The sequence below is a fragment of the Flavobacterium pectinovorum genome (genome assembly GCF_006438875.1).
Classification (GTDB): domain Bacteria; phylum Bacteroidota; class Bacteroidia; order Flavobacteriales; family Flavobacteriaceae; genus Flavobacterium; species Flavobacterium pectinovorum_A.
Map to the genome: position 1 here is coordinate 226723 of NZ_RCZH01000006.1, position 26168 is coordinate 252890.

At 34.5% G+C, this 26168-nt stretch carries 19 protein-coding genes; 12 read left to right on the plus strand and 7 right to left on the minus strand.

The genetic code is table 11. The features are described from left to right. Positions 1-10 precede the first annotated feature (10 nt). Positions 11-859, plus strand: a complete 849-nt coding sequence (locus EAH81_RS10720; protein ID WP_140506792.1) for an outer membrane beta-barrel protein — start codon at positions 11-13, stop codon at positions 857-859. 344 nt (positions 860-1203) lie between these two features. Here the strand turns inward: EAH81_RS10720 and EAH81_RS10725 are convergent, their stop codons facing one another. Continuing rightward, positions 1204-1626, minus strand: a complete 423-nt coding sequence (locus tag EAH81_RS10725; protein WP_140506794.1) for an MgtC/SapB family protein — start codon at positions 1624-1626, stop codon at positions 1204-1206. A 133-nt stretch (positions 1627-1759) separates the two neighbouring features. Continuing rightward, entirely contained in the window at positions 1760-2128 is a 369-nt protein-coding gene (locus EAH81_RS10730; RefSeq protein WP_140506796.1) for a winged helix-turn-helix transcriptional regulator, read from the minus strand. 162 nt (positions 2129-2290) lie between these two features. Between EAH81_RS10730 and EAH81_RS10735 the strand changes: the two genes are divergently transcribed. Next, positions 2291-2821 carry an NAD(P)H-dependent oxidoreductase gene (locus EAH81_RS10735; protein WP_140506798.1) on the plus strand — a complete coding sequence of 177 codons (531 nt, stop codon included), beginning with the start codon at positions 2291-2293 and terminating at the stop codon, positions 2819-2821. 87 nt (positions 2822-2908) lie between these two features. Here EAH81_RS10735 and EAH81_RS10740 read toward each other — a convergent pair whose 3' ends face one another. Beyond that, positions 2909-4024 (minus strand): taurine catabolism dioxygenase TauD, encoded by a 1116-nt coding sequence (locus EAH81_RS10740; RefSeq protein ID WP_140506800.1) that lies wholly within the window; start codon positions 4022-4024, stop codon positions 2909-2911. Between the two features lie 267 nt (positions 4025-4291). Here EAH81_RS10740 and EAH81_RS10745 point away from each other — a divergent pair, with 267 nt between their 5' ends. From EAH81_RS10745 to EAH81_RS10780, 8 genes are all read left to right on the plus strand, one after another. Next, positions 4292-4924 (plus strand): nitroreductase, encoded by a 633-nt coding sequence (locus EAH81_RS10745; protein WP_140506802.1) that lies wholly within the window; start codon positions 4292-4294, stop codon positions 4922-4924. A gap of 30 nt (positions 4925-4954) precedes the next feature. Next, positions 4955-6478: a pyridoxal phosphate-dependent decarboxylase family protein gene (locus tag EAH81_RS10750; protein WP_140506804.1), complete on the plus strand. Its 1524-nt coding sequence runs from the start codon at positions 4955-4957 to the stop codon at positions 6476-6478. Continuing rightward, positions 6456-8897 carry a GNAT family N-acetyltransferase gene (locus EAH81_RS10755; protein ID WP_140506806.1) on the plus strand — a complete coding sequence of 814 codons (2442 nt, stop codon included), beginning with the start codon at positions 6456-6458 and terminating at the stop codon, positions 8895-8897. The genes EAH81_RS10750 and EAH81_RS10755 overlap by 23 nt, the downstream gene beginning before the upstream one ends. Positions 8898-8914: 17 nt before the next feature. Continuing rightward, complete coding sequence (locus EAH81_RS10760) at positions 8915-10276, plus strand: lysine N(6)-hydroxylase/L-ornithine N(5)-oxygenase family protein (protein ID WP_140506808.1); 1362 nt, start codon at positions 8915-8917, stop codon at positions 10274-10276. A gap of 291 nt (positions 10277-10567) precedes the next feature. Continuing rightward, a complete protein-coding gene (locus EAH81_RS10765; RefSeq protein ID WP_140506810.1) occupies positions 10568-12400 on the plus strand; it encodes an IucA/IucC family protein in 1833 nt (610 codons plus the stop codon). After that, positions 12400-13806: an MATE family efflux transporter gene (locus tag EAH81_RS10770; protein ID WP_140506812.1), complete on the plus strand. Its 1407-nt coding sequence runs from the start codon at positions 12400-12402 to the stop codon at positions 13804-13806. The genes EAH81_RS10765 and EAH81_RS10770 overlap by 1 nt, the downstream gene beginning before the upstream one ends. 289 nt (positions 13807-14095) lie before the next feature. Next, positions 14096-14338, plus strand: coding sequence for an acyl carrier protein (locus tag EAH81_RS10775; protein ID WP_140506814.1), 243 nt, complete (start codon positions 14096-14098; stop codon positions 14336-14338). Positions 14339-14353: 15 nt separating this feature from the next. Beyond that, the gene (locus EAH81_RS10780; RefSeq protein ID WP_140506816.1) at positions 14354-15742 is read left to right on the plus strand and encodes an AMP-binding protein; all 1389 of its coding nucleotides are present in this window, start codon (positions 14354-14356) and stop codon (positions 15740-15742) included. Between the two features lie 751 nt (positions 15743-16493). On the opposite strand, the gene EAH81_RS10785 is transcribed toward EAH81_RS10780, so the two are convergent. Beyond that, positions 16494-18881 (minus strand): TonB-dependent receptor, encoded by a 2388-nt coding sequence (locus EAH81_RS10785; RefSeq protein ID WP_140506818.1) that lies wholly within the window; start codon positions 18879-18881, stop codon positions 16494-16496. A 951-nt stretch (positions 18882-19832) separates the two neighbouring features. On the opposite strand from EAH81_RS10785, the gene EAH81_RS10790 reads away from it, so the two are divergent. Next, positions 19833-20945: a PepSY-associated TM helix domain-containing protein gene (locus tag EAH81_RS10790; protein WP_140506820.1), complete on the plus strand. Its 1113-nt coding sequence runs from the start codon at positions 19833-19835 to the stop codon at positions 20943-20945. 76 nt (positions 20946-21021) lie between these two features. Here EAH81_RS10790 and EAH81_RS10795 read toward each other — a convergent pair whose 3' ends face one another. The 3 genes from EAH81_RS10795 to EAH81_RS10805 all read right to left on the minus strand — a co-directional run bounded on the left by EAH81_RS10795 (position 21022) and on the right by EAH81_RS10805 (position 25150). After that, positions 21022-22236 carry an MFS transporter gene (locus EAH81_RS10795; protein ID WP_140506822.1) on the minus strand — a complete coding sequence of 405 codons (1215 nt, stop codon included), beginning with the start codon at positions 22234-22236 and terminating at the stop codon, positions 21022-21024. 60 nt (positions 22237-22296) lie between these two features. Then, positions 22297-22878, minus strand: a complete 582-nt coding sequence (locus EAH81_RS10800; RefSeq protein ID WP_140506824.1) for a TetR/AcrR family transcriptional regulator — start codon at positions 22876-22878, stop codon at positions 22297-22299. 235 nt (positions 22879-23113) lie between these two features. Continuing rightward, entirely contained in the window at positions 23114-25150 is a 2037-nt protein-coding gene (locus EAH81_RS10805) for an ATP-binding protein (RefSeq protein ID WP_241676551.1), read from the minus strand. Positions 25151-25339: 189 nt separating this feature from the next. Between EAH81_RS10805 and EAH81_RS10810 the strand changes: the two genes are divergently transcribed. Then, positions 25340-26008: a response regulator transcription factor gene (locus EAH81_RS10810; protein WP_140506826.1), complete on the plus strand. Its 669-nt coding sequence runs from the start codon at positions 25340-25342 to the stop codon at positions 26006-26008. Positions 26009-26168: the final 160 nt, after the last annotated feature.

The window sequence follows — 26168 nt, forward strand, 5'->3', positions numbered from 1 at the left end:
AACAATTAAGATGAAAAATATAATAAACTATATAACATCAGCAGTGATGATTACCGTACTTTTGGGAACTTGCCTAAAGAGTTACGCTCAGGATAAAAAACAGGAACTATCTGTTTCTGTCGCAGGTCCTTTTTCATTTCTGAAATATAATACTGGCGGAGAAATAGTGCCCGGAAACGGAATTAGTGCGGGACTTCGTTATTCGTATTATCTAAATGAAGGAATAAGTGTTGGCATTGGTGCCGAATATCAGACTTATAGTTCAGATGTAAAATTCCAATATCTTTCGGGACAATACACAACTATAGATGCCGAAAATGAGTCATTTCAATTCAGATATAAAGCAACTGAGCTAAGAGAGAAACAAAAATTAGGCTATGTAAATGTGCCAATTACGATTCAATATGAGAATCCGGGACCAACAAAATTCTATCTTGCAGCCGGTGTTAAAATAGGATTCGCAGTAAGCGGAAGCTATGAAACAAAAATGGAAAATCTGACCACAAGCGGCTATTATCCGCAATACAATGTTGAATTATTTGGTCCGACATTTGCCGGATTTGCAAGCACCGATAATGTAACAGCAAACAAACAAGATCTCAATACAAAGACCTCTTATGCTGCAACTTTTGAAACTGGTTTGAAACAAAAAGTGGGAGACAGAAGTTCTGTATATATAGGACTTTATCTTGATTATGGATTAAATGACATAATGGATAAAAACAACAACAAAAATCTGGTTCACTACAATCCCGAAATACCAGTACAGCTTCACTACAACAGTACATTAAGCACACCTTATACAAACGATGTAAGGTTGGTTTCTTACGGGCTTAAACTAAGATACGCATTGAGATAGATCTTTTACAATTTAGATAATCTTTCCTTAAAATGGAAAAATTTAAAAGCCGATTTTCTTAAAGAAAATCGGCTTTTTTATGTGTTTAAATTCACCTTTTAAAACCTGACGGGTTTGCTGTACTATATGGAGACGTTTGTCCATAGGCATTCTTGTCATTTTCGACCGAAGGGAGAAATCACATCCAGAGAGCAACACACCGTGAATCCGTAATGTGATTTCTCGTTCCTCGAAATGACAACATTGTGTTTTTGAATGTGAAGAATAGCTTTGCGAACTTTGTGTTTTCTATTGGTAAAAATAAAATTAAATCTTAATGTTTCTTTGCGATTAAAAAACAAACATTACTTCCTGTTTCGTAACCAATTCTCTACTGGTTCAAGAACTGTGTTTACGATAGTTACTAAAGATGTACAGATCAAAGCCTCGACAAAATAACCCGAAGCAGCAATACAGCCAATTGCGGCACTGCACCATATTGTAGCAGCCGAATTTAATCCGTGTACATTGGGTCCTTCTCTAAAAATAACTCCTGCACCCAAAAAACCAACTCCCATAACAACCTGAGCTGTAATACGGGTAACATCAATATTAGGCGCTGTTCCCGCTACTTTTATAGACAACAAAACAAAAGCCGCTGCACCTGTTGCGACCAGCATATTAGTTTTTAGACCGGTTTCTTTATGATGCCATTGTCGCTCAAAACCAATAATTAATCCGGATAATAAAGCAATTATAAGTCGGGTGAAAAATTCTGTTGTACTCAAAATTGTTATTTTTTATAAGATTAAAATTTTCGTTTTCATTATCAAAAGAAGATTCACTTTAGATAAATAAATTTAACGATAATAATCTTAAATCCAAATAGTTTTCAAAATGTAAAACTTCTGACATAGAAATCTAGCTTTCCACTTCAATGATTTGGTTTTCTAATATAATTTTTAATTGAGGTGCAAATTCTAATCCCCATTTATCAATAGCAGAAATTAAAGGCAAGAGAGATTCTCCAGTTTCCGTTAGAAAATATTCTACTCGCAATGGGATTTCATTATAAACTGTTTTTCCTAAAAGCCCATGAAACTCCAATTCCTTAAGTTGGCTTTGCAATACACGTTTTGAGATATCAGTAATCGCATTAACAAGATCCTTAGGACGTTTTATTCCTTTTGAAATCTCATCCAACAAACAAAATTTCCATTTAGAACCCACGACTTCCATCGCCACATTAAGTCCACAATTATAATCAATTGGTATTTTTCGTTGATACATAAAAATTCATTTAGAAATGCAATTACAAAAGTAAAAACAATTACAGTTTTTACAGGAAAAATAAATAGGGATTAATTTATCACTATGTGATTAATTAATCCCTTATTGCAGTATTTACCAGTGTATTCGAACTTTGTATTTGCAAATTTTAATACTAATAAAATGAAAACACTTGTAATTATAATTCATCCCAACCTTGAAAAATCTATAATAAACAAAAGATGGATTGAAGAATTAAATAAATACCCCGATCAATATACACTGCATAATTTGTACAACTTATATCCTGATGAAAAAATTGACATTAAAAAAGAACAGCAATTATTAGAAAATCATGATACGATTATATTTCAGTTTCCCTTCTACTGGTTCAATTGTCCTCCCCTATTAAAAAAATGGTTAGACGAAGTAATAATCTCCGGATTTGCTTACGGTAGTAAAAGCGGCTATAAATTAGCCAATAAAAAAATTGCCTTAAGCATTTCTGCAGGTATTAATAAAGAAGATTACAGCACAAACGGAAGATATAAATATACAGTAGAACAACTAACAGCGCCATTTGAAGTCACTTTTGATTATATCAAAGCTGATTACAAGCCGTTATTTGCTTTTTATGGAGCAGAGCATAATATAACCTCAGAAAGAGTCGAAGAAAATACTCTGGAATATATTTCGTTTCTGGAATCTTTGTAAAAACATTTATATTAGTGAAAGGTATTCTGTGAAATGTAAAATGTATGTTACTTTCACATTTCACAGAAAACATTTTACCGAAGAAAACTAATCCAAATCAAAAATTTTACCCAAATGCTCCTCCATCACAAAATATGGATTATTGGTCTGGGTAACAGATCTCATGTGAATTAAACTGGTTTTACTCATCATTCTTAGCATTTGTCGGCGCTCGCATTTAACGATCTTACCGTTTTCTTCACGTTGTCCTGCTACAAAAGCACTGCGTCCGTGTGCACATAAATGATTGTTGACAAAAATAATATCTCCGGAATTTGGAACATATTCACTGTTTATAAGCTCTTTTGCCTCATTCCAAAACTCCGTCAAATTATAAAGAGCTTCCGGAGTTTGCCCGGCATTTTCGTTGAATATTTGCTCCGCAGCATCAAAACGGATAAAAGGAAGCTGTCTGTTTCCGTATAAAACAGAAGCCGTTGGTCCAGGAGCTGCATCTTCATCATCATGATTCGCATCTTTAGGACATTGATAAATAGGATCAAATAATTTCTCCATAACCGAATTTATCTTTCCATGTGAACGAATCGAATATAAAGTTGATGGAACTCTCTCTTCATTTCTTAAATAAAGAAAACTCAAAAAATCTGCCTGATTGCTCAAAAAAGCATCTTCAGTATGTACATACAAATCCGTTTTTGAACCCGATCCTGTTTGTGTTACCGCCATTTTTTCGTCCGGAATCACAGCGTGCAAAAGTCCTCCTCCTTTTCTTTGGGCATAATACTGAACCGGTTTAGAAGGCACTGCACCATGAAGAAGCGAACATATAAATCCGTATTTATTCAGCTTTGCATAATCCGCACCTTGCCAGTTTGGAGGCGTTGGCCCTAAATCTTCCTGATCTACTTCTAAAAGACCCTGAAAAACAATAGCGCCATATTGACTGGCAGAAAAATCAGTACCAAACTGACTTAAAATTCTGCTGATACGTTCCGGAAGTAATTGAAAAGCGTGCAGATGAAGTGCTGCTATATAATCGGGGTTTTCATAATGATCAAAGGCTTTTACCAAAAGGTTCCCAACATTCGATAAAATATTTCTTTCCTGCGGCGTAACTTCTACAATAAATGGCTTTGTAGGAATATCAAAACTTATACTTGCTTTCGCAGATCTTTCATCTGCAATAATTGATTGTGATTTCATTTTTTTAATTCATTTATAGTTAATAATAGATAGGGATAGTAAAAATTTAAACATTTAATAACATGATAGTTACATACTAAATACAATAACAATATTTTTATTATGTACGGACATTCGTATAAAATTTTCATATTTATTTTTTTTATTCAGATAAATTTATACTTTTGCATCATACTGTTTTTATTTATTCTAAATAAGATTTACTTACAAATATATTTGTATTTCATTTAAATAAAAAGAATTTTCTTAAAAAAATTTCAAAAATGTATGAAAATCAAAAACAAACCCAGTAAAATCAAGCAATCAGATTCTTCTGATAAACTCAAGAAAGTTTCGAAGAATATTCGGGACAGAAGAAGCATTTATGCCAATGTCTTTATCAAAAAGGAATTGCCGGAGAAATTGCTCGAAGAAATCCTGATTAATGCTACTTGGGCACCAAATCATAAAATGACAGAGCCTTGGAGATTTATTGTTTTTAAAGGGAAATATCTAAAAGAATATGGAGCATACATGGCACATTATTACAAGGATTTCTATAGCGAATTATCTCCTGAAGATCAAAAGGAAAAACTTCGCTATCTCGCCAATTATCCGCTGAATGCCGCTTGTCTTATTGGGGTCATTATGGTGAGAAATACCAAAATCAATCTTCCGGAATGGGAAGAAATTGCTGCAATATCATCTGCCGTGCAGAATATTGCGCTCACTTGTACAGCACATAAAATTGGCAGTTTTTGGAGTACCAAAGGCGTCGCCATTGATTATGTTGCACAGTTTGATCTCGCAGAAAATGAAAAATCATTAGGACTTCTCTATCTGGGATATTATCCAAAGGATTTAAAACAATCCCAAAAAAAGAGAACTCCCCTGTCTAAAAAAGTCATTTACCTCGAGTAAATAAAAATTAAAACCCTAAATAATCACTTTATGAATACCACACTAATCAATGAAGAAGTGCCAAAGGATAAAGCACTTTTATCTGAACAGGATTTTTACAAAGATATTTTTCATCAAAATTCCGGTACCGAATATGCTCAGGCAGTAAAATTAGCACAGGAACGTGTTTCTAATTTTCTTAAAAACAATCGCAAACCTTTTAGCGGAATCAGACCAGATGAAATGAGGCTAAAAGTCGAAAACGTAGATTTTGATACTCCCCTTCCCGATTACGAAAGTCTGCTAAACGAAGTAGACGAGATTTATGTAAAACATGCCACAGCGTACCACCTTCCGGAATATATCGCGCACTTAAACTGCCCTGTTGTAATACCGGCTTTGGCTGCCGAAGTCCTGATAAGTGCCATTAATTCATCGCAGGATACTTATGATCAAAGTGCCGGCGGAACTTTTATGGAACGCAAACTTATTGACTGGACAAGCGAACAAATTGGTTACACACAGGGCGATGGCATTTTTACCGCGGGAGGTTCTCAAAGTAATCTTATGGGACTGCTTTTGGCAAGAGATTACTTTTCGCTTGAATATCAAAAATGGAATATAAAACTTAACGGTCTTCCGCCTGATGCTTCAAAATTCAGAGTTTTTGTATCTGACAAAGCTCATTTCAGTAATCACAAAAATGCATGGATTTTAGGTCTTGGCGAACAAGCCATTGTACATGTTGGCGTTGACAAAAGATACCGAATGGATCCCGAAAAACTGGAAAAAGCTATTGCTCAGGAAATCCAAAAAGGGAATATTCCAATTGCGATTACAGCGACTGCAGGTACTACAGATTTCGGAAATGTTGATCCCTTAAAAGCTATTGCTGAAATTGCGGGACGCCATAATTTATGGCTTCATGTTGATGCTGCATACGGTTGCGGATTATTATTGACGGAAAAACACAGACATCTTTTAAACGGTATCGAACTCGCAGATTCTGTAACAATTGATTATCATAAATCATTCTTTCAGCCGATAAGCAGCAGCGCTTTTATCGTAAAAAACAAACTTCACTTAAATATTATCAAGCATCACGCTGATTATTTAAATCCAAAAGAGCAGAATTACGACGCACTTCCAGCTCAGATCAATAAATCTATTATTCAGAGTACGCGTCGTTTTGATGCTCTTAAACTCTGGTTTACGCTTCGTTATATGGGCAAAGAAAAACTGGGACAGTTTACGGATACCATTATCGAAACTACCCAAAAAACGGCCGAACTGATAGAATCTGATGAAAACTTTCAACTTTTATGCCACTCCGATTTGGGCGTTTTAGTATTCAGATATTTGGACGGTCCCGCCGAATCTACCTCTTGCGAAGTGAATCAATACATCAAGGAAAAACTTTTTTTTAGCGGAGAAGTTCTCGTTGCAAGCACCAAAGTAAACGGAGAATTCTATCTCAAATTCACCATTTTCAATCCGTTGACAACCCTAAATGACATTAAAAACATACTTAACCTTATAAAACAAAATGGAAATGAATACCACAGACTTAACTAATTTTCATCAGCTGGCTGAACAGGTAAATTTCAAATCCCTGCTCAATTGTTATTGCAGAGAATTCAGTAATTGGAGCCGCTACGAAGGAATCCCAAAATACGATCAAACGCTTGCCGATTTTATGCAGACTATCGATCATAGTTCGTTTTTTAGGTTTGATTTCTCCACAATTGGTCATGAAGTTTTTGCACCTTTAATCTATTTTTCAGAAAGCGGTATTCATTCTTTTGGTTTTCCAATTGTGTCCCGTGATATTGCATCAGATGAATTCAGAGAAATAAATCCAATGGAATTTACGGAACTGGTAAGCGAATATGCAAAAGCAGAATATCCTGATATGGAGGCACTTTCTACGCAAAAACGCATGCAAAACAGTATCGATAATCTGGCATTATATCTGGAGCATTATAAAAATAGCGATCACACTGCCAATAGTCCGGAGCAAACTTTTATACAAGGAGAACAATCCTTGATTTTAGGACATAGTGCGCATCCATTACCCAAAAGCAGAGAAGGTTTTACCAAAGAAGAATTGCTTCAATATTCTCCTGAAACAGCCGGAAAATTTCCACTGCACTTTTTCCTGATTCACCCTGAAAATGTGATCGAAAAAAGTGCCGAAGATTACCTGATGAGCGATTATTTAAAAAAGGAAATTTTAAAATATGCAGATAAAACTTCCAAAGAATTATTGGATTTTTATAGCAATTATAAAGTAGTTCCAACCCATCCGTGGGAAGCCAAATATTTACTGGAAGAGGCAGAAGTTAAAGAAATGCAGTCGAAACAGCTTCTCTTCAGTCTTGGTCAATTTGGACCTTTTTATACCGCAACCTCATCTGTTCGAACGGTTTATAATGAAGAAAGTGAGTGGATGTACAAATTCTCTTTGCATGTCAAAATCACCAATTCTTTTCGTGTCAATTATCTTCATGAATTAAATCGTGGTTATGATGCTGCATTACTTATGAAAACCGATTGGGGAAAAGGTATTCAGCAAGATTATCCGCAAATTCAGCTTATCACAGATCCTGCTTTTATAGCCGTTACTTACAATGATAAAGTGATTGATGGTTTCAGTACAAGTGTGCGTCAGAACCCGTTTCATGGAGCAAATGCCAAGAAAAATGTAACAATGGTCGCTTCACTTTGTCAGGACGGAATTTTGGGCGAATCACCAAGAATACTTAATCTGATCAATGAAGCAGCCAAAAGAAAAGATGCATCCGTAACTGATACGGCACTTTCATGGTTCAAGCAATATCTAAATATTACCATAACACCGCTGGTTGGTATTTTTAATGAATACGGATTTGGTTCTGAATTTCATCAGCAGAATATGCTTGTTGAATTTGATGAAAATCTATTTCCTGCAAAGCTCTATTTCAGAGACAATCAGGGTTATTTTTTCCGTCAGGGAAAAGTGGAAGAATTGGAAAGTTTGATCCCAGATTTTGGCAAAGACAGCAGATCTTTTATAGCCGAAAAAAGAATTATTGATTTCTGGGGTTATTATCTTTTAGTAAATCACTTGTTTGGAGTGGCGAGTATTCTGGGTAAAAACAAACTAGCCGACGAAAACGTATTGCTTAATCTGATCTATGAATCTCTTAAAAAACAAGAAGATAAAGATACTACAGGTTTAGTTTCGCATTTTACAAACAGTACAATATTGGTCGTAAAAGGAAATCTGTTAACGAGCTTAAACAATATGGATGAAGCCAGTGCACCACGCACAAATCCAGCGGTTTACAGAACATCTCCTAATCCTTTAAACAAACACTTTTTCTCTAAAAAACTGATTAATCCAAAACAAAATACCACTGTTTTCAGCCGTTTTTTCGAAAAAGAAAATGTAACCATCACATTACGTTCCGTAGATATTGACAAAGATTTGGAAATGCTTCATGAATGGTTTCATCGTGAACATGCGCTGAAAATCTGGCAGATGAACTGGTCAATCCGTGAGTTAGAAGCCTATTATAGAATGCTACTTCCGGGAGATCATGCGCACAGTTTTATTGGCGAAGCAAATGGTGTTCCGACTTTCAATATCGAAGTTTATTGGGCGACCCGTGACATTGTGGGACAATATTATGATGTTCTTCCATCCGATTATGGAACGCATCAATTTATTGCGCCAACTGAACCTAAACTAAAATACGGATCGCCGGCAACGCAATCTATGATGGATTTTGTTTTGACTGAGCCAAAGGTTGGTAAAATGGTTGGCGAAGGATCTGTAGATTCAATTGCATCAATGATGAATAAAGCTCACGTAGGTTTCAAAATCGAAAAAGTGATCGAAATGCCGCATAAAAAAGCCAATCTAAACTTCTGTTACAGAGAATGGTATTGGGCAAAATTTCCTGCTGCCAAAGATTTTCAGAACAACACCGTTTCGGCATCCCAAGTTTAATTCATAAAAATACCACAATGAGTACAGAAAAAATATATTCGGTAATAGGCATCGGGATTGGTCCATTCAATCTTGGGCTTGCCGCTCTTATCGAACCCGTAGAAGATTTATCGGCATTGTTTTTTGATCAGTCAGAAAGTTTTGACTGGCATCCGGGTCTTATGCTGAATAATGCTACGCTTCAGGTTCCGTTTTTAGGCGATTTGGTTACGATGGCTGATCCTACAAACAAATACAGCTTCTTGAATTATATCAAGGAAAGCGGACGTTTGTATAAATTTTATATCCGCGAAAACTTCTTCATTTACAGAAGAGAATATAATGAATATTGCAAATGGGTCGCGTCGCAATTGCCCAATTGCAAATTCTCTCATAAAGTAGTTTCTATAGATCATGTCGATGATGTTTATAAAATAGTAGTCATCAACACGCAGACTTGCATAACCGCTACTTATTATGCGCATAAAATTGTTTTAGGAACAGGAACTTCACCACATATTCCTGAGTTTATTGATGATGAAGCGTTACATAATGTCATTCATGCTTCAAAATATTTGCATTTCAAATCCCGCATTCGCAAAAATGCATCGGTAACAATTATAGGTTCCGGACAAAGTGCCGCCGAAGTATTCCGTGATCTTTTGCCGGAAACCGAAAACGGATTACAACTGAAATGGTTTACTCGTTCTTCTCACTTTTTTCCTTTGGATAATAAATCAAAACTGACTCTGGAACTGACTTCTCCGGAATATGTAGATCATTTTCATAGTTTATCCGAAGAGAAAAGAAAACAGCTTTTGGCCCGACAACATGGACTTTATAAAGGTATCGATCAGGAATTGATTAATGAAATCTTTGATAGTTTGTATGAAATGAGTTTAGAAGATACTCCGTTGAATGTAGAATTGCGTTCGAATATGCGCTTAACTTCTGTTAATGAAGAAGCGGACGGTTCTTATAATCTGGATTTCACACATACAGAACTTGATCAGCCTTATGAAGATCAAACCGATTATGTGATTCTGGCGACTGGCTATAAATACAAAGAACCTGCAATTCTCTCCGGAATTGAAACCAAAATCAATCGTTTACAAAATGGTTTGTTCAATGTAAATCGCAATTATACAATCGACAAAAACGGGACTGATATTTTTGTTCAGAATGCCGAATTACATACGCACGGACTTTCTACTCCCGACTTAGGAATGGGCGCTTACAGAAATTCGTGCATCATCAACCAACTTGCCAATCGCGAAGTTTATAAGGTCGAGAAACGAATTGCATTTCAACAATTTGGTGTACAAAAAGCAACATCAGAATTGTCTGAATCCAGTGTTATGGAATTAATCAATGAGCAAGTTGTTGGGTATAATTCCTGAAATGTTTATTTAAACACATAGAAACATAGATTATTAGGTGCGAAAAAGAATACCAAAGAGAAATACATTTCTTTCACATAGTTTGCTTTGTGAATTGTCACCCTGAGCGGAGTCGAAGGGCGTCCCAATTGGCACGTGGGCTTCGACTCCGCTCAGCCTGACAATTCGACTCCGCTCAGCCTTACAAATGGTTATCAAAAATTAAGAAATCAAATCAAAATCCTATATATCTATGTGTTAAAATGAATTATACTAAACAAGCAATTAAATAATTAGAAAAAAACAATTAGAATGATAACCCCAGAAAACACATTCAAAGACGCACAGCACCTCAACGCTGCCATTTGGGATAAAGTAAACCGAAACCTACTGGCCAAAAGCATTTCTGAGCTCATGCGTGAAGATGTCGCAAAACCACAAATCGTTAGCAGAGAAGAAAATGGTTTGACCCATTTTGTCCTGGACACAGACAAAGAGAATATTTACTATAGTTTTTCTGCTTATCCAAGATTTCTCAACTATTGGCATATCGTCAAAGAAAGCATTTATAAAATCGAGGATGAAGTAAAACTGGATCGCATTGATGTCCCTAATTTCTTTATAGAACTTCAGGAAACATTTGGCATCAACTCTTTTACGCTTGCGCATTATATTGAAGAGTTGCTACATACCTTATATGCCGATGCTTTCATACATTCAAAACGTCGTTTGTCTGCCTCAAAATTAGCCGATGCCGATTTTCAAACCATAGAACATAGTCTTGACGGTCATCCGTGGGTGATTGTAAACAAAGGCCGAATTGGTTTCGACTCCGAAGATTACGAGAATTACACACCCGAATCTGGTCAAAAAACACGTTTGGTCTGGGTTGCAGCTCATAAAAACAGAGCCACTTTGCGCCTGCAAACCGATATGAATGAACAAAAATTCTATGAAAATGAAATAGGTGTAGAAAAAATTGAAACTTTTAGAAACAAGTTAATTCTGTCCAAAGTAAATCCGGACGATTATATTTTTATTCCCGTACATTTATGGCAATGGCAGAATAAACTGGTAATGCAATTTGCGAATGACATTGCGTCTAAACATCTTATTCCGTTAGAATTAACAGAAGATATTTACAGTCCGCAACAAAGTATTCGTACCTTTTTTAATCAGAGCAAACCCAATAAGCATTATATAAAAACATCGATGTCTATTTTAAACACAAGTCATATTAGAGGTTTGTGTCCGAGACAATTGTCGGTTGCGCCGCGTCTTACAGGTTATCTGAAAGATATGCTTAAAAAAGATCATCACTTGCAAAAAATGGATGTTGTGCTTCTTGGCGAAATGGTTTCGGTTACGTATACACATCCAAGTTATAGCAAGATTGTAAATCCTCCTTATCAATACAATGAATATTTGGGTGCGATGTGGCGCGAAAGTCCTGTAAATTTTCTAAAACACGGAGAAAATCTAATGACAATGGCGGCATTACTTTATGTCGACGATCATGGCAAAAGTCTTGTTGAAGAACTGATAGAAAAATCAGGACTTTCGACAGAACAATGGCTAAATGCTTATATGACGGCGTATCTTAAACCGGTACTTCAAATCTATTACCAACATTCATTATGCATCGATCCGCACGGACAAAATGTGATTCTTATTCTAAAGGACTATGTGCCTACGCGTATCGCTCTGCAGGATTTTGTGGGAGATATTTTGATTAATGAAGAAGGAAAGAAAAAACTTCCGCAGGAATTTATCGAGAATATGTTTGTAGCTTCTCCTAATCCCGAGAATGCGCCATTAACGATACTTATTGCGGTTTTTGATGCTTTTTTCAGATACCTGAGCGATGTCATGATTACAACGGCGAACTATTCTGAAACTTCTTTTTGGAATTGCGTTCACGATATCATTTTAGAATATCAGCAGGAACATCCGGAACTTCAGGATATGTTTGATAAATACAATTTGTTTATTCCGGAATTCAAACGTCTTATTTTCAATAGCCGACGTTTATACAACGGTTACGAAGAAACAGCTGGTTTTCCACACATGAAAAAAAGTGGTTTTATTCCAAATCCGCTGCATCAATTGGTCAATGAAAAAGTATTAATAGAAAAAGAAAACTAATGAAAGAAGCTATTTTAAAAACACGTTCTTTCTTTGATCTTTTAAGGCGTTCGCTTGCCGGAACTGAAAGTAATTTTACTTCGGGCAGCATCAATAAAGCCATTATACTATTATCTGTACCAATGGTTACCGAACTTTTGATGGAATCTTTATTCGTTTGTTCCAATCTGTTTTTTGTGAGTAGATTAGGTACCAATGCAATTTCTATCGCAGGAGCAACAACGACTTTTATTACCTTTTGTTACTCAGTTTCGATAGGTTTGGGAATTGCTGCATCGGCGATGATTTCGAGAAGAATTGGCGAGAAAAAATTCAAAGCTGCAGGTCAGACAGCGATGCAGGTAATTTATGTAACGACACCAATTGCGATCCTTATAAGTGTTGTTTGCGCCGTTTGGGCAACAGATATTATGAACGCAATGGGACTTTCTGACGCTATGGTGCAGGAAGGAACGTCCTACGGAATCGTCATGTTTGCGTCCAGCGGATTTCTAATTCTTCGTATCGTAATAAACGGAATCTTTCGTGGTGCCGGAGATGCTTCAACCGCTATGAGAATTCTTTGGGTTTCGAATGCGATAAACATTGTATTGTGTCCATTATTTATTTTTGGATGGGGACCAATTCCCGCTTACGGTTTATTCGGGGTTGGATTGGCTACATTAGTTGCGAGAGTTGTTGGTGTGCTTTATCAGGCTTGGTACTTGGTGAGAGGAAAAACAGTCATGAAAATCGGAATGGCTCAGCTCCTGTTCAATCTGGCAATTTTCAAAAGAGTTGTAAAAATCGCTTTTGGCGGAACGGTTCAGTTTATTATTCCAGCTTCAAGTTGGGTATTTATGATTAAGATTATGTCTCATTTTGGACCCAATGCTTTGGCAGGATATATTTTAGCACAAAGAGTAACTTCTATCGCGACAATGCCCGCATGGGGACTTGGGAATGCCGCCGGAATATTAACCGGACAAAATCTTGGTGCAAAACAGCCCGAAAGAGCCGAAAAATCGGTTTGGAGAGCCGGAATGCTGAATATGGGATTCCTGATTCTAATTGGAATTTGCTGGATTTTCCTAGCCGTTCCCGTTGTCAAAATCTTTACTGATATTCCCGAAGTTATTTCCTTTAGTACCATGTATATCCATCTTATCTCTATGGCATATATTCTTCTTGGATATACGATGGTAATTTCAAGAGCGCTCAACGCAGCGGGCGAAGTCAAAGTCGTGACATGGCTTTATATCCTGATGTTTTATATCGTTCAGATTCCTCTTGCCTATACTTTAGGAATCTCGTTTGATTTGGGATCAAATGGTGTTTTTACAGCTATTCTTGTTTCTGAAATTGTATTGGCAGTTGCCTGTATTATTGTCTTTCGGAAAGGAAAATGGAAACATACTAAGGTTTAATAGAAAGCACTCTTGATAAATATTGGGATAAAGGATTAAAAGTTTTTTGTCTCTCGCAGATTAAGCAGATTTAGCTAAGAATGTGAGTATTCAAAGTTGGTTTGCGCATTTTTTGTCATTCCGAGGGACGAGGAATCTCCGCAAGTAGCTCGACAATTTAGGAAAAATTCTGTGTGTTAGTTTCTTGCGGGGATTCCTCCTCTGTCGGAATGACAAGATTGCGGTGATGATTGCGAGGAATGAAAAAATTAGCACAATATATTAAAACAACAATTTAAATAATAAAAAAATGAGTACAATAGAACAATTACACGGAGTATTTGCAAGAGCGTTTGAAATTCCTGTTGATGCAGTAAACGACGAATTAGAATATCAGGCTATAGCCGAATGGGATTCTATGAGTCACTTAGTATTAGTCGAAGAACTGGAAAGCACTTATAATATCTCTATCGGAATGGAAGATATCCTGGAAATGGGAAGTGTAGCAAAAATAAAAGACATCCTGAAAAAATACGGATTCGAAATTAATTAGAATAGACCTAAACTTATGGAACTATACGATTTAATCAGGAAAAACGAAAAACTGACCTTTACAGATTCCGGTACAGGAATTTCAAAATCCATTGCAGAAATGCATCAATCTTTGGAAATTGAAAATTTACGTTCTGTAGTTTTTATCTATAATGATAATCAGTTACCGGCAATCGAAACGCTACTGAATTTTTATCAAAGCAGATACACTATTGCCTTATTAGGAATGGGTTTATTAGAGGATTTTAAGGAGAATTTAGAACAAAAATATACTCCTTATTATATCTTCGATCCTACGCGCAACGAAATAGAAGGTTACACTTCCGTGAATGCCTCAGACACGATAGTATTGTTTAAGCGAAATGTAAATTTAGTTTATCCAATACATCCCAAAATCAAACTTTTGTTGAGTACTTCCGGAACTACAGGTTCGCCAAAATTCGTCAGACTATCCGATGAAAACCTGGTACAGAACGCAAAATCCATTATGGAATATATGCCTATTCGAACAGATGATGTTGTGCCTTTAAATGTGCCTATTAATTTTGTGTATGGCTTATCAATTTTTACAACCAATTGCATTAAGGCAAATCAAATTGTTTGTACGGATAAAGATGCTTTTCAGAAAGAATTCTGGGCAGATTTCAAAAAATATGGATATTCTACCTTAGGCGGAGTTCCTTATTTTTATGAAATGTTGTACAGCATTGGTTTTTTCAAGAAAGATCATCCTTCGCTAAGATATCTTACGCATACCGGCGGAATGCTAAATCATAAATTAATTGAAGCTATTTCTGATTTCAGCGAGAAATTTGGAAAACAATTCTTCGCCCAATACGGTCAAACCGAAGCTTGTGGTCGAATGGCTTATCTTCCCCCGAAAGATCTTTTGAGAAAAGGAACATCGATTGGTTTACCTGTCAAAAACGGAAGTTTCGAAATTGACAATGAAACCGATGAACTTATTTATAGCGGTCCAAATATATTTGGCGGATATGCCAATGTTAGAGGTGATCTTCAGTTTTTTGAGCAACAGGAAAAACTTCATACCGGAGACAAAGCCCGAATAGACGATGAAGGTTACTACTATATTGTGGGCCGAATAAAACGAATTGTAAAATTGTTTGGTGTACGTCTCAATCTCGACGAAACAGAGCTTCTCTTGAAAGATGCTTTGGGCGGACAAACGTTTATTTGTTTAGGAATAAACGATAAATATTTAGCCGTTATATACACGGACAAGAATTTAAACAAAGAGTTAATTCTGAAAGTCTTAAAAGCAAAACTAAATCTTCACGCCAATTCCCTTAAAGTAATGCCCATAGAAGATGTGCCGCTTACGCCAAACGGAAAAGTGAATTATCCGCTTATTAAGGAATGGCTTGAGTTGGAGAGTTATGCTTAGTTTTTAGTATTCAGTTTGCAATCTCAGTTTTCAGTATTCAGTTTGCAGTCGCAGTCGCAGTATTCAGTTTGCAGTCGCAGTCGCAGTATTCAGTCGCGGTTTGCAGTTGTAGAGTATATAGTCTCTGTTTTTATTAGTGGAGTATATAATCTCAGTACATCTGTGAACACTGAGACTGCGACTGAATACTGTAAACTGAATACTGAGACTAATTTTTCATCGCATTTTTGTCATTTCGACAGAGGAGAAATCACATCCGGAGAGCAACGTACTGTGCGTGAGTCACTAGTGTGATTTCTCCTCTGTCGAAATGACAAGATTGTGGTTATTTAGTGTGTAATTCCAATCTTTGTCGAGCTTCTAACGAAGATTTCTCCTGCGTCGAAATTATGACAAGATTGTGGTTACCCTGCGAAAGATGGATTAATCCCGTCCCGACGTTTCGGGATCGGGACATCCCTACAATATATTTTGTTCCTCCGGAACTCTTTTAAAATTTGGTTTTATCATAGAAATCGCAATGACAAGATTGGGGTCAAAAAAAAGGTTCCTGACAAAAAATCGCCAGAAACCCTTTAATAAAAAAACAAAATATATTATGATTTTTCAGTCGCAGTTTATAGTCGCAGTTTACAGTTTTGAGCACTGCGACCGCGACTGTAAACTGAATACTGAGACTGTAAACTGAAACTGAATACTGTAAACTGCAAACTGTAAACTGTAAACTGAATACTGAGACTGAGACTAAATACTAAAAACTATACCCAAGAGCCAGATTAAATCTTGAGCCATTCCCTCTTGTATAATTGGCATTTGTACCGTAAAACTGAGAAGTTGTAGTATAATAATCCGTATTGAAAATATTCTCTATACCCAATTTTACTCTGATACTGTCCGTAACTTTGTAAGCTGTAGCCAGATTCCATAAATTGAAAGAATGAATTGGACCTTCACCAATTGCATAAGCACCTTTGGCATTAGGCTGAAAAAGATCGCGATCGCCAACCAGCATCCAATACAATTCTATGTTTAATCTCTTGTCGCCATATTTTGCATAACCCGTAACTTTAACCGGAGGAATTCGGTTTGATTTTAGATAAATATCAGTTGGTCCGTAAAAAGTCCCATCAGAATCTTTATCACCTCTACCTTGTACATATGCGTAGTTTCCTCCTACAGTCAATTGTTTCAATACCTGATAATCGGCCTGAACTTCGTAACCCCAAACTCTTTCCGGTAAACGTTCTGCAACTAAATAACCATCAACCTGAACTAAGTTTGTTCCTAATTTTGAAGTACTGAAATAATACGCCGCACTCAAATTTAATTTCCCTAACTGACTGCTAAATCCTCCTTCGTAATTATTAACGATAATAGGTTTTGTCTGTAGTTTTGAGATTGCATCTTCTTTGGCATTAGTAAGCACACGACCAAGATCAAAAACAGAAAATGACTGAGAAAAACTCACAAAAGGATTAAAGAATTTAAATTTTGAATATCTCACACCAGTATTAAAAACGAAAGCATCATACGTAAGATCTCCGCCTTTTACAGCGATACTTCCTGCTCCGTTTGCGCCTGTTGCAAGTGTATTATAATCGTCAATGTTTATTTTAATATTTTCGGCACGTAAACCTGCTTTTACAGTCCAATCACCAAAAATCTGCGTAGATAATTGTGCATAAGGAGCCAAATTGACCATATTGATATTCGGAACCCAAACTCGGCCATCAACTAATTTTTGATTTGTTTTATCGTTCAATAAATCAAGACCATACGTAACATCTCCCGTAAAATTTGAAGAAATTGTAAATGGTGTATTCAGATATACTCTTACCCCTTTTTTGGCAGATGCCGTTTGGGATTGTCCACTTCCGTAGAAGAAAGCTGAGTTCGAAAATATCGTCAGGAAATCCTGAAAATACAGATTCGCCGTAAAGGAAGTATTTCCAAAAAGCTGTTTGTTCACATATTGAAGATTGGCATTATGATTATAACGCGTTCCTTCGTCAACTCCCGGTCTGTTACCCAGAATACCAATTGCCGGACTTACGCCATAAACACCATTTTTAAGAATAAAATCCGAATCCTGATTTGAACTGAAATAATTATACATGACATCAATTCGTTGGTTATCCGTTAAATCATAACCCAGTTTTGTAAAAATATTATAGGTTTTAGTCTCGCCCAATCCATATTCCGGAGAAATAACCTGTCCTTCTCCGTCACGAAAAACACCCGTTTTTTCGTAAGTTCCAGCAACCATATAATTGAATTTACTGATTTTTCCGTAAAACTGTTGGTTAAATCTATATCCAACTGTACTATCCCCTTTTATGTTTCCGTTAGTTCCGGCCTCACTGTATCCGGCAAATTTCTTTTGCGTCTTACTAGATTTTGTAATGTAATTAATCAATCCGCCATCGGCACCATTTCCGTAAATTGCCGTTGCGCCTTTGATAACTTCGATACGCTCGATTACCGAAGGATCAATAGAACGAATTTCTCTTCCGGCAGATTTCAATGGAGTCGATTGCGGAATTCCGTCTATAAGAACTAGTGGATTTCTTCCGCGAAGTGTTTGTCCGTAATTACCCGTATTGTTTGTTGCTGAACCTAAACCGGGAACTGCATAAGCCGCGATATTAGCAATATTTGGACTCACAATAGATAAATCTTCAATATCCTTAGCGTTGATTACGGTTACAGAAGATGGTGTCTTTGATAAAGTTTCCACCTTTCTGCTTGCCGATACAATAATTTCATCCAATTGATCACCGCTTTTATCTGAAGTTTCCTCAACTTTTCCGGAAAATATCAATTGTAATTTCACCGTTGCAGTTTCATTATTGGTAACATAAACTTCCTTTTCGATTGTTTCATAACCAGGCAAAGAAGCTTGTACTGTGTAGATATTTTCTATAATTTTATTAAATCTAAAACTACCGTCACTATTAACTGTTGTTTTATACTTTGAACTTTTAAGAATAATGGTTGTTCCCGAGGCTGATTTTCCGTCAGAAGTTGTGATTTCTCCTTTTATTTTTCCACTGTTTTGTTGTGCAAAAGAAGAAAAGACTGAAAATAAAAGGCCAATAATAAATAAAAACTTTGACGTTCTTAAACTAAGATATTTCATTGATTTTTAATTTTGGTTAGTATTTGTTTTTATTTAGAATCAATAAAAACAATGCAAAAATAAAAATTAATAGTAGTTTAACAAGTAATATTTCTATTTATTCTATAGAATTTTAATATTGGTGTTTTTTACTACACAGAAAATCAAGATGTTTTTTAATTATTAAACCCGTTGGGTGTAAGTTTTCGTACGCATTTCAAATCCAAACTATCAAGTTATCAATTCTTAGAAAAGCTCCAGCGGAGCATTATATTTATAGTAATTTAATATAAGATTTCAAATCAAGCCCGCCGCGGCGGGCGGCATTCTAATTTTTTATTGTATTCTCTAAATGTGCCACCCCCGATGGGGTTTTGTTGTCTGCTATTTTTTATTTTCTATAAATATGTTGTCCCACTGGGACTTAAAAATTAATTACATCCAACTGGTTTATTAAGTATTTCGAGATATAATCATATTTCGTTTCAAGAACTTCAACACAAGAACTATTATAATAAAATAGTAAGTAAATCACCCGTCAAAATACTTTCATATTCTTATCAAATAAGAATATACTTAGCAATACAGCAAAATTATWTTTTTTGCAACATTACACATATTTAGTCTAAATAAACCTAAATTTGCGCGAGAATTTATAGTGAATAATTTAATTTAGAATAATAAGGATTTAAAATAATATCGGTTTCACGCAGATTTTAAAAAGATTTAAGCAGATTATAGCAGATWAAAWTTGRTATTATCATCTGCGCACATCTGCTTAAATCTTTTTAAAATCTGCGTGAAAAAATTAGCATATAGTAACAAGGATTAAAAAATTGCCGTTTAACGCAGATTGTACAGATTATAGCAGATAAAATTTGATATTATCATCTGCGCACATCTGCTTAAATCTTTTTAAAATCTGCGTGAAAAAATTAGCATATAACAACAAAATCAATTTGATAGCATTTTATGAAGAAAGGATTAAAAAAAAATATTGGTTTATTGCACTTATGGCTTGGACTTGGTTCTGGTTTAATTGTTTTTATCGCCGCCTTAACGGGAAGTATTTTGGTTTTCGAAAAAGAAATTGATAATGCTATTAATCCTGAATACTACAATGTTTCTACTATTGGAAAAACAAAAAAAAGTATAGATTACTGTACTGATACGCTTCAGAAGCAGTATTCCATAAAAAAAATAACCCGCATTTATACCTATAGTGATCCTTCCCGCACAATGCAAATTTTGGGAAAGGATTCTGATAAAAAAGCACAGTTTTTTTCTATTGATCCTTATACAGGAAAAATTTTGGCAACAACTCCACAAGAAAGCAGGTTTTTTGTTGTGGTTTTATCCATTCACAGGCAATTGTTACTGGGAGAATCAGGTGAAATTATCATGGGAACTTCTTGCCTGATTTTTGCTTTTATGCTTATTTCAGGGCTTATTTTATGGTGGCCAAAAAAAGTAAAAAACCTAAAGCAAAGATTAAAGGTAAAATGGAGTGGTTCTTTCAAAAGAGTCAATTGGGATTTTCACTCTACTTTTGGATTCTACAGCTTTTTAATTTTGTTGATTATTTCGCTAAGCGGATTATCCTTTGCTTTTACCTGGTTTCAAAATGGTGTTTATTTTTTAACGGAAGGTACAACGAAAAAACCTTCGGCTAAAGTAGAAAACCCAACCAAAATAGATCCTAAACTCAACAATACTGCCTTTTATCAAAATATTTACAACAAAGCCGACAGTATTTTTCCCTACAAAGGAAACATTCAAATTAGAATGCCGGCGGATACAATCAACAGTATTTTGGTATTAAAAGAATATTCAGAAATAACGGTTCCAAATCAATCCAGTGCGGCTTATTTTGACAAATATACAACCGAAGAAATTGAGGCAAGACCTTATGACAAATTTTCAACCGGAGACAAAATAAGACGTTTAAACTACCCTATTCACACCGGAAGTATTTATGGATTGCCTACCAAAATAATCGCGTTTTTGGTTTGTCTTTTTGCAGCGACATTGCCTATAACGGGGCTTATAATTTGGTTAGGAAGAAAGAAAAAAACTAAAAAATAATTGAACAATAAAATAAAAAAATTCCAAACTCTAATATCAATTGGAATTTGGAATTTTTTTATTGGGATTTAAACCTTTATGATTTAATCGTTATAGCTGCAAGATTTTGTGTTCTGTATTTATTAAAAATCATGAAAACAACAACAACGATAAAGATCAGTGAAATGTTTGCAAAGCCTAATAACAATTGACTTTTTACAGCATATAAATTAACAAAGCCGTAACTCATTATCGAGCTTAACATATACGTTCCACCGCCGGTAAGTCCGCTTGCAACTCCTGCATTTTTAGAGAAACGACTTAAACAATAGCCATAAATATTATTAAAAATAAAACCACCACAGACATTTATTCCCATTGTAAAACCAATTAGTGTATAAATATTACTGGTTACAGAAGCTGTAGAAATCATTAATAACACCAAAATAACCTGTACAGAAACTGCTATTGTTACTTTTTTAGCCAATGGTTTATGAATAAGAGATTTAGCAATAATACCTCCCGTCATGACTGCCAAACCGGATAATAAGGAACTGTAACCTGTTGTAATCGCTGAATAACCTAATACTCGTTCTACTATAAAAGGACTCGATAAACTGTAAACTACAACAAGTCCAAAACAAATTGCCAGAATTAATACTCCTAAAGTAAAATCACCAGATTTTAGCATTCCAGAATAAGTTTGTGCAATGCTTTTTAGTTTGAATGGATGATAATATTTTAAAGATTCTCCGCTATATAAAAGCTCTAAAATCAGGAAAAGAAAAGATAATCCGCCAAGGAAATAAAAGTTGGATCTCCAGCCAAAATTATGTTCTAAATATCCTCCTAAAAACGGTGCCATAATAGGCGCACTTGCCCATATTATTGAAAATAAACTGATATAGCTTTTTAATTTTTCGCCCGAATACAGATCTACAAAATAAGCTCGTTTTGCAATTACAATAAAAGCAATGGCAATTCCCTGAATAATTCGCATGGCATAAATAACGTAAATATCAGGAACAAGCGCAATAACAAAACTGGTTATAGAAAAAACAGCAAGCGATGCAATACTGATTTTAAAGCGTCCGAAACTATCCAAGATACTTCCTATAAAAATTTGGCTCACGCCTAAACTAAACATAAAAAAGACAAGCGAAAGCTGAATGGCTCCTGCGGAAACATGCAGGTCTTTTGCCATGGCTGGAAGCGAAGGCAAATAAATATCTGTTGCAAATCCCGATAAAGGAATAAGCGATAAGGCTAATAAGGTACTAAAGCCCTTATGGTTTTCTTGTAGATTTCTCATTTTTTTAAAAGTAATTAATGTTAAATTAGACCGATCGGTCTAAAAAAGTTCAAAAAAAAACTATTGCAAATAGCTTTCAAATTCGGTCTTGATACTGTCAATAACGATTTTCATTTGCACATCAGTTCCTAAAATTTTTCTACACAAAATAGCACCTTCAATCATGGCAAAAACTTTAATGCTAAAATGTTCCGCATTTATATTTGCTGATAATTCTTTGCTTTTTATTCCTTCTTCGACTATGGTAAAAAATCTATTTTGAGCGGAATGAATGGCTTTTTTTACCTGCTCTTTCATAACAGGATTAGTATCGTCAGCTTCTGCTCCAAAATTCAAAATCGGACAGCCATCTATTGTGTTTATATCATTAGAATAAACATTTAACAAATTAAACAATTTCTCTTTGCTTGATTTTCCTTCGGCAACAGCTGTATTTAATTTAGAAGACAATTGAGATCTCAGGTATAAAAATGATTCTCTGCAAATCTCTTCTTTGCTTTCAAAATTACCGTAAATACCGCCTTTTGCCAGTTTTGTAGCTTCCATAATATCGCTCAAAGAAGTTCCTGCCATTCCTTTTTTGTTGATTATAGGAGCCGATGCTTCGATAATAAATTGTCTGGTTCTTTCTGCTTTACTCATCGCTTTTTATTTGAAGGAACAAATTTAGACCGTTCGGTCTTTATTTGCAAATATTTTAACTTTTATTTTAATTTTAAGAGAGTTATGGGTTTTATTTTTATCGAAAATTGCCCGCGGATTGTACGGATTAAACGGATTCTCTTTTTGCTTTTACGCGATTTCAAAATGGTGTTTATTTTAACAGAAAAAATATGCCCCTTTTGAATAAATACCTGCTCATAGAGAAGGCAGGTATTTAAATTGTAAATATCACCGTGATTTCTGTGCCTTCGCTAATTTTAGATTTTATTTTAAAATGCCCCTTTAAGGAGTTTGCTCTTTCTTTAATATTATATAAACCGATTCCTTTTTTTACAGCATTAACATCAAATCCAATACCATCATCTATAATTGATAATTTTAAAATATGACTGTCAATTAACTGAATTTTCACATCGACTTTCTGAGCATTAGAGTACTTATGAATATTTAAAAGTGCTTCCTGAAGTATACGATAAAAATTTATTTTGTAGATATTCTGAATATTCTCCCAATCAAATTCTTTGTCAATTATATAATTAAATTCTGTTTTACTTAACTCTTTTTGACTTTTTATTAAATTTGATAATAATGTGTTAAAATCAATGCTTTCAAAAAATGAATCGCGGCTCAGATCGTGAGAAATTGTTCTAATTTCGTTTTCAATATTTTCTAACTCAAAAATGTATTCTTTTCTTTTTTCGATGTTTCTTTCATCTGTTTTAGAATTAAAAAAACCAAGATTCATTCTTACTCCATAAACCCTATTCATGACGCCGTCGTGTAATTCTTTGGCTATTTTATTTTTTTCTTCTTCTTTGGCACTATTTATCTTTTCCTGCTGTTCACTTAGAAGTTGATATATTTCATCACTATCGTTTTTCTGTTGCTTCACAAACTTTAATTCCTTGTTTTTATATTTCAAATAAACAAAAACAAAAATTCCGGACAAAATCAAAAAGAGACCAAATGAAAAGATCAGAATATAAAAGTTTTTTCTGGTCAAAACCTTGTTCTCGCCTTCTACACTCGTTGTTTCATATTCTATTCGGGCATATTTATTATTGGTTCTGCTTTGAATACCGTTTATGCTATCACTTACCTTAATATATTGATTTGCGTAAAACATCTTTTTCTTTTCATCGACTTTCGCAAGCAACTTTAAAGTACTTAAAACCTCATTTGTATTTCTTATTTTAACCGCAATACTATATGCCTCTTTTAAGTTTTTTAAAGATCTTACAGTATCCTTTTGTATTAAATAAAACTCTCCCAAATGAACTTTCTTATACAATGCTAATGCTTTATAACGATCTCCAAGACTGTCCAGAATATGTAAAGATTCTAAAAACATAGACTCCACATTTTTATAGTCTTTATTTTTCATTTTAGAATAAGCCAAATTTGATAAAACACTGGCATACAAATCCGGCCACTGACTTTTCAAATCATTTGTTACCAGAGGACTTAGTTCTTTTATGGACCGTGAATAATCACCTTTTACATCATATAAATTACAAATATTTATTACTGAAGATATATTATAATTAGTAACTTTATCAATATCTGAACCATTACTCTTCAGAATATTTAAATTTTGCAATGCCAATTGATGGTACTTTAACGCCTGATCATACATCAAAAGTTTCTCTAAACAATTACCCATTAATGTATTACAGGAATACAAAAGATTCATATTATCAGAGTTTTTTAGAGATTTAAAAGCTTTCGACAGTTCTACTTCGCACTCCACAAATCTGCCATCATAAAACAAGACGTAAGCTTTATTAAAATGCATACGTCCTAAATGTTCATAATCTTTAATCTTAGCATAAATTTTTTGAGCTTGCAGATAGTAAAAATAAGCACTGTCTTTTTGTGAAATTTCATGACAATCTCCAAGATAATAAAGAGATTTGGCAATCCTCGAACTATCATTCTCTTTTCTGGATAATTGTAGTGCGGTTAAGCTGGATGAATATGATTTTTTTAAGTTATTTAAATAATAATATTCTTCACCAGTTCTTAAATACAATTCTCTAATAACAGAGTCGTTTTTTTGATTCTTAAGTAATGCAACAATTGAATCTAAATATTTCTCTTTTTCAGAACCTGAAATTGTGCTAAAGTATTTCTGATCAATATTAATAGTATTCTTACGTGTGCTTACAGATTGTTTTCTCTCCCACAACACAAATGAGATTATCACTATTAAAAGAATTGCAGGAAGAAAAAATTTAAAGCTAAATTTCAAAATTACTAATTATTAGTTCACTCCAAATATATAAATTAAAGAAGACAATTTACGGCTCAACAATACTATCGCACACTATAAAAGGTTAATAAAACAACTTAGATTTAAAAAAAATTGTTTGGAATAGAAAACCCAACTTTTTTATCATTTCTGAATTGCATTAATTACTTTTACATAAATTCCTGCTAAATGACATTTAATATTCTGATTGTTGACGATCATCCAATGACAGTAGATAGTTATGTTAACCTTCTGTCTGAAGAGGGTTTTAATACTGTTGAGCCCTTTTTTATTCAAAGCTACAATTGTGAAACGGCTTATAAAAAAATAGTGTTACTTGAAAAGCAAAATGTAAAAATTGATTTTGCAATAATTGACGTTAATTTACCTCCTTATCCTGACCAAAATATCTCTAATGGTATTGACTTGGCCGCTTTAATTAGAAAAACTCACCCTGCATGCAAAATTTTATTATTAACCATGCACACAGAAGCATTTATTGTAAACAGAGTTATAAATGAAATTCAACCCGAAGGATTTATTTCTAAAAGTGAGGTCAATTTTGAATCATTTCCCAACATTTGCAAAAAAATTCTATTAAGCGAAATCATTTATAGCGATGAAATAATAAAATCTCAAAAAAAAATAAGCCAAAGAAATTTAGATTGGGGCGAATATGACATTCAGATTTTAATTTTGCTTTCGCAAGGTGTTAAAATGATTGACATTCCAAATCATTTACCGTTATCATTAAGTTCAATAGAAAAACGAAAAGCTTATATTAAAAGTCATTTATTACCGGAAAAAGGAGGAGATATCGAATTAATAAATAAAGCCAGGCAATTAGGTTTTTTGTAAAAAAATAATAACTCTAAATGCATTTAAATGAAGTTTTGCATAACTAAATGACATTGCCCTACGGCAATAAATCTCCAACAAAAGCAACCAGTTTTTTTTTCACGCAGATTTAGCAGATCAAGCAGATTTTTTTTAAATCTTCTTAATCTTTTATTCCGAT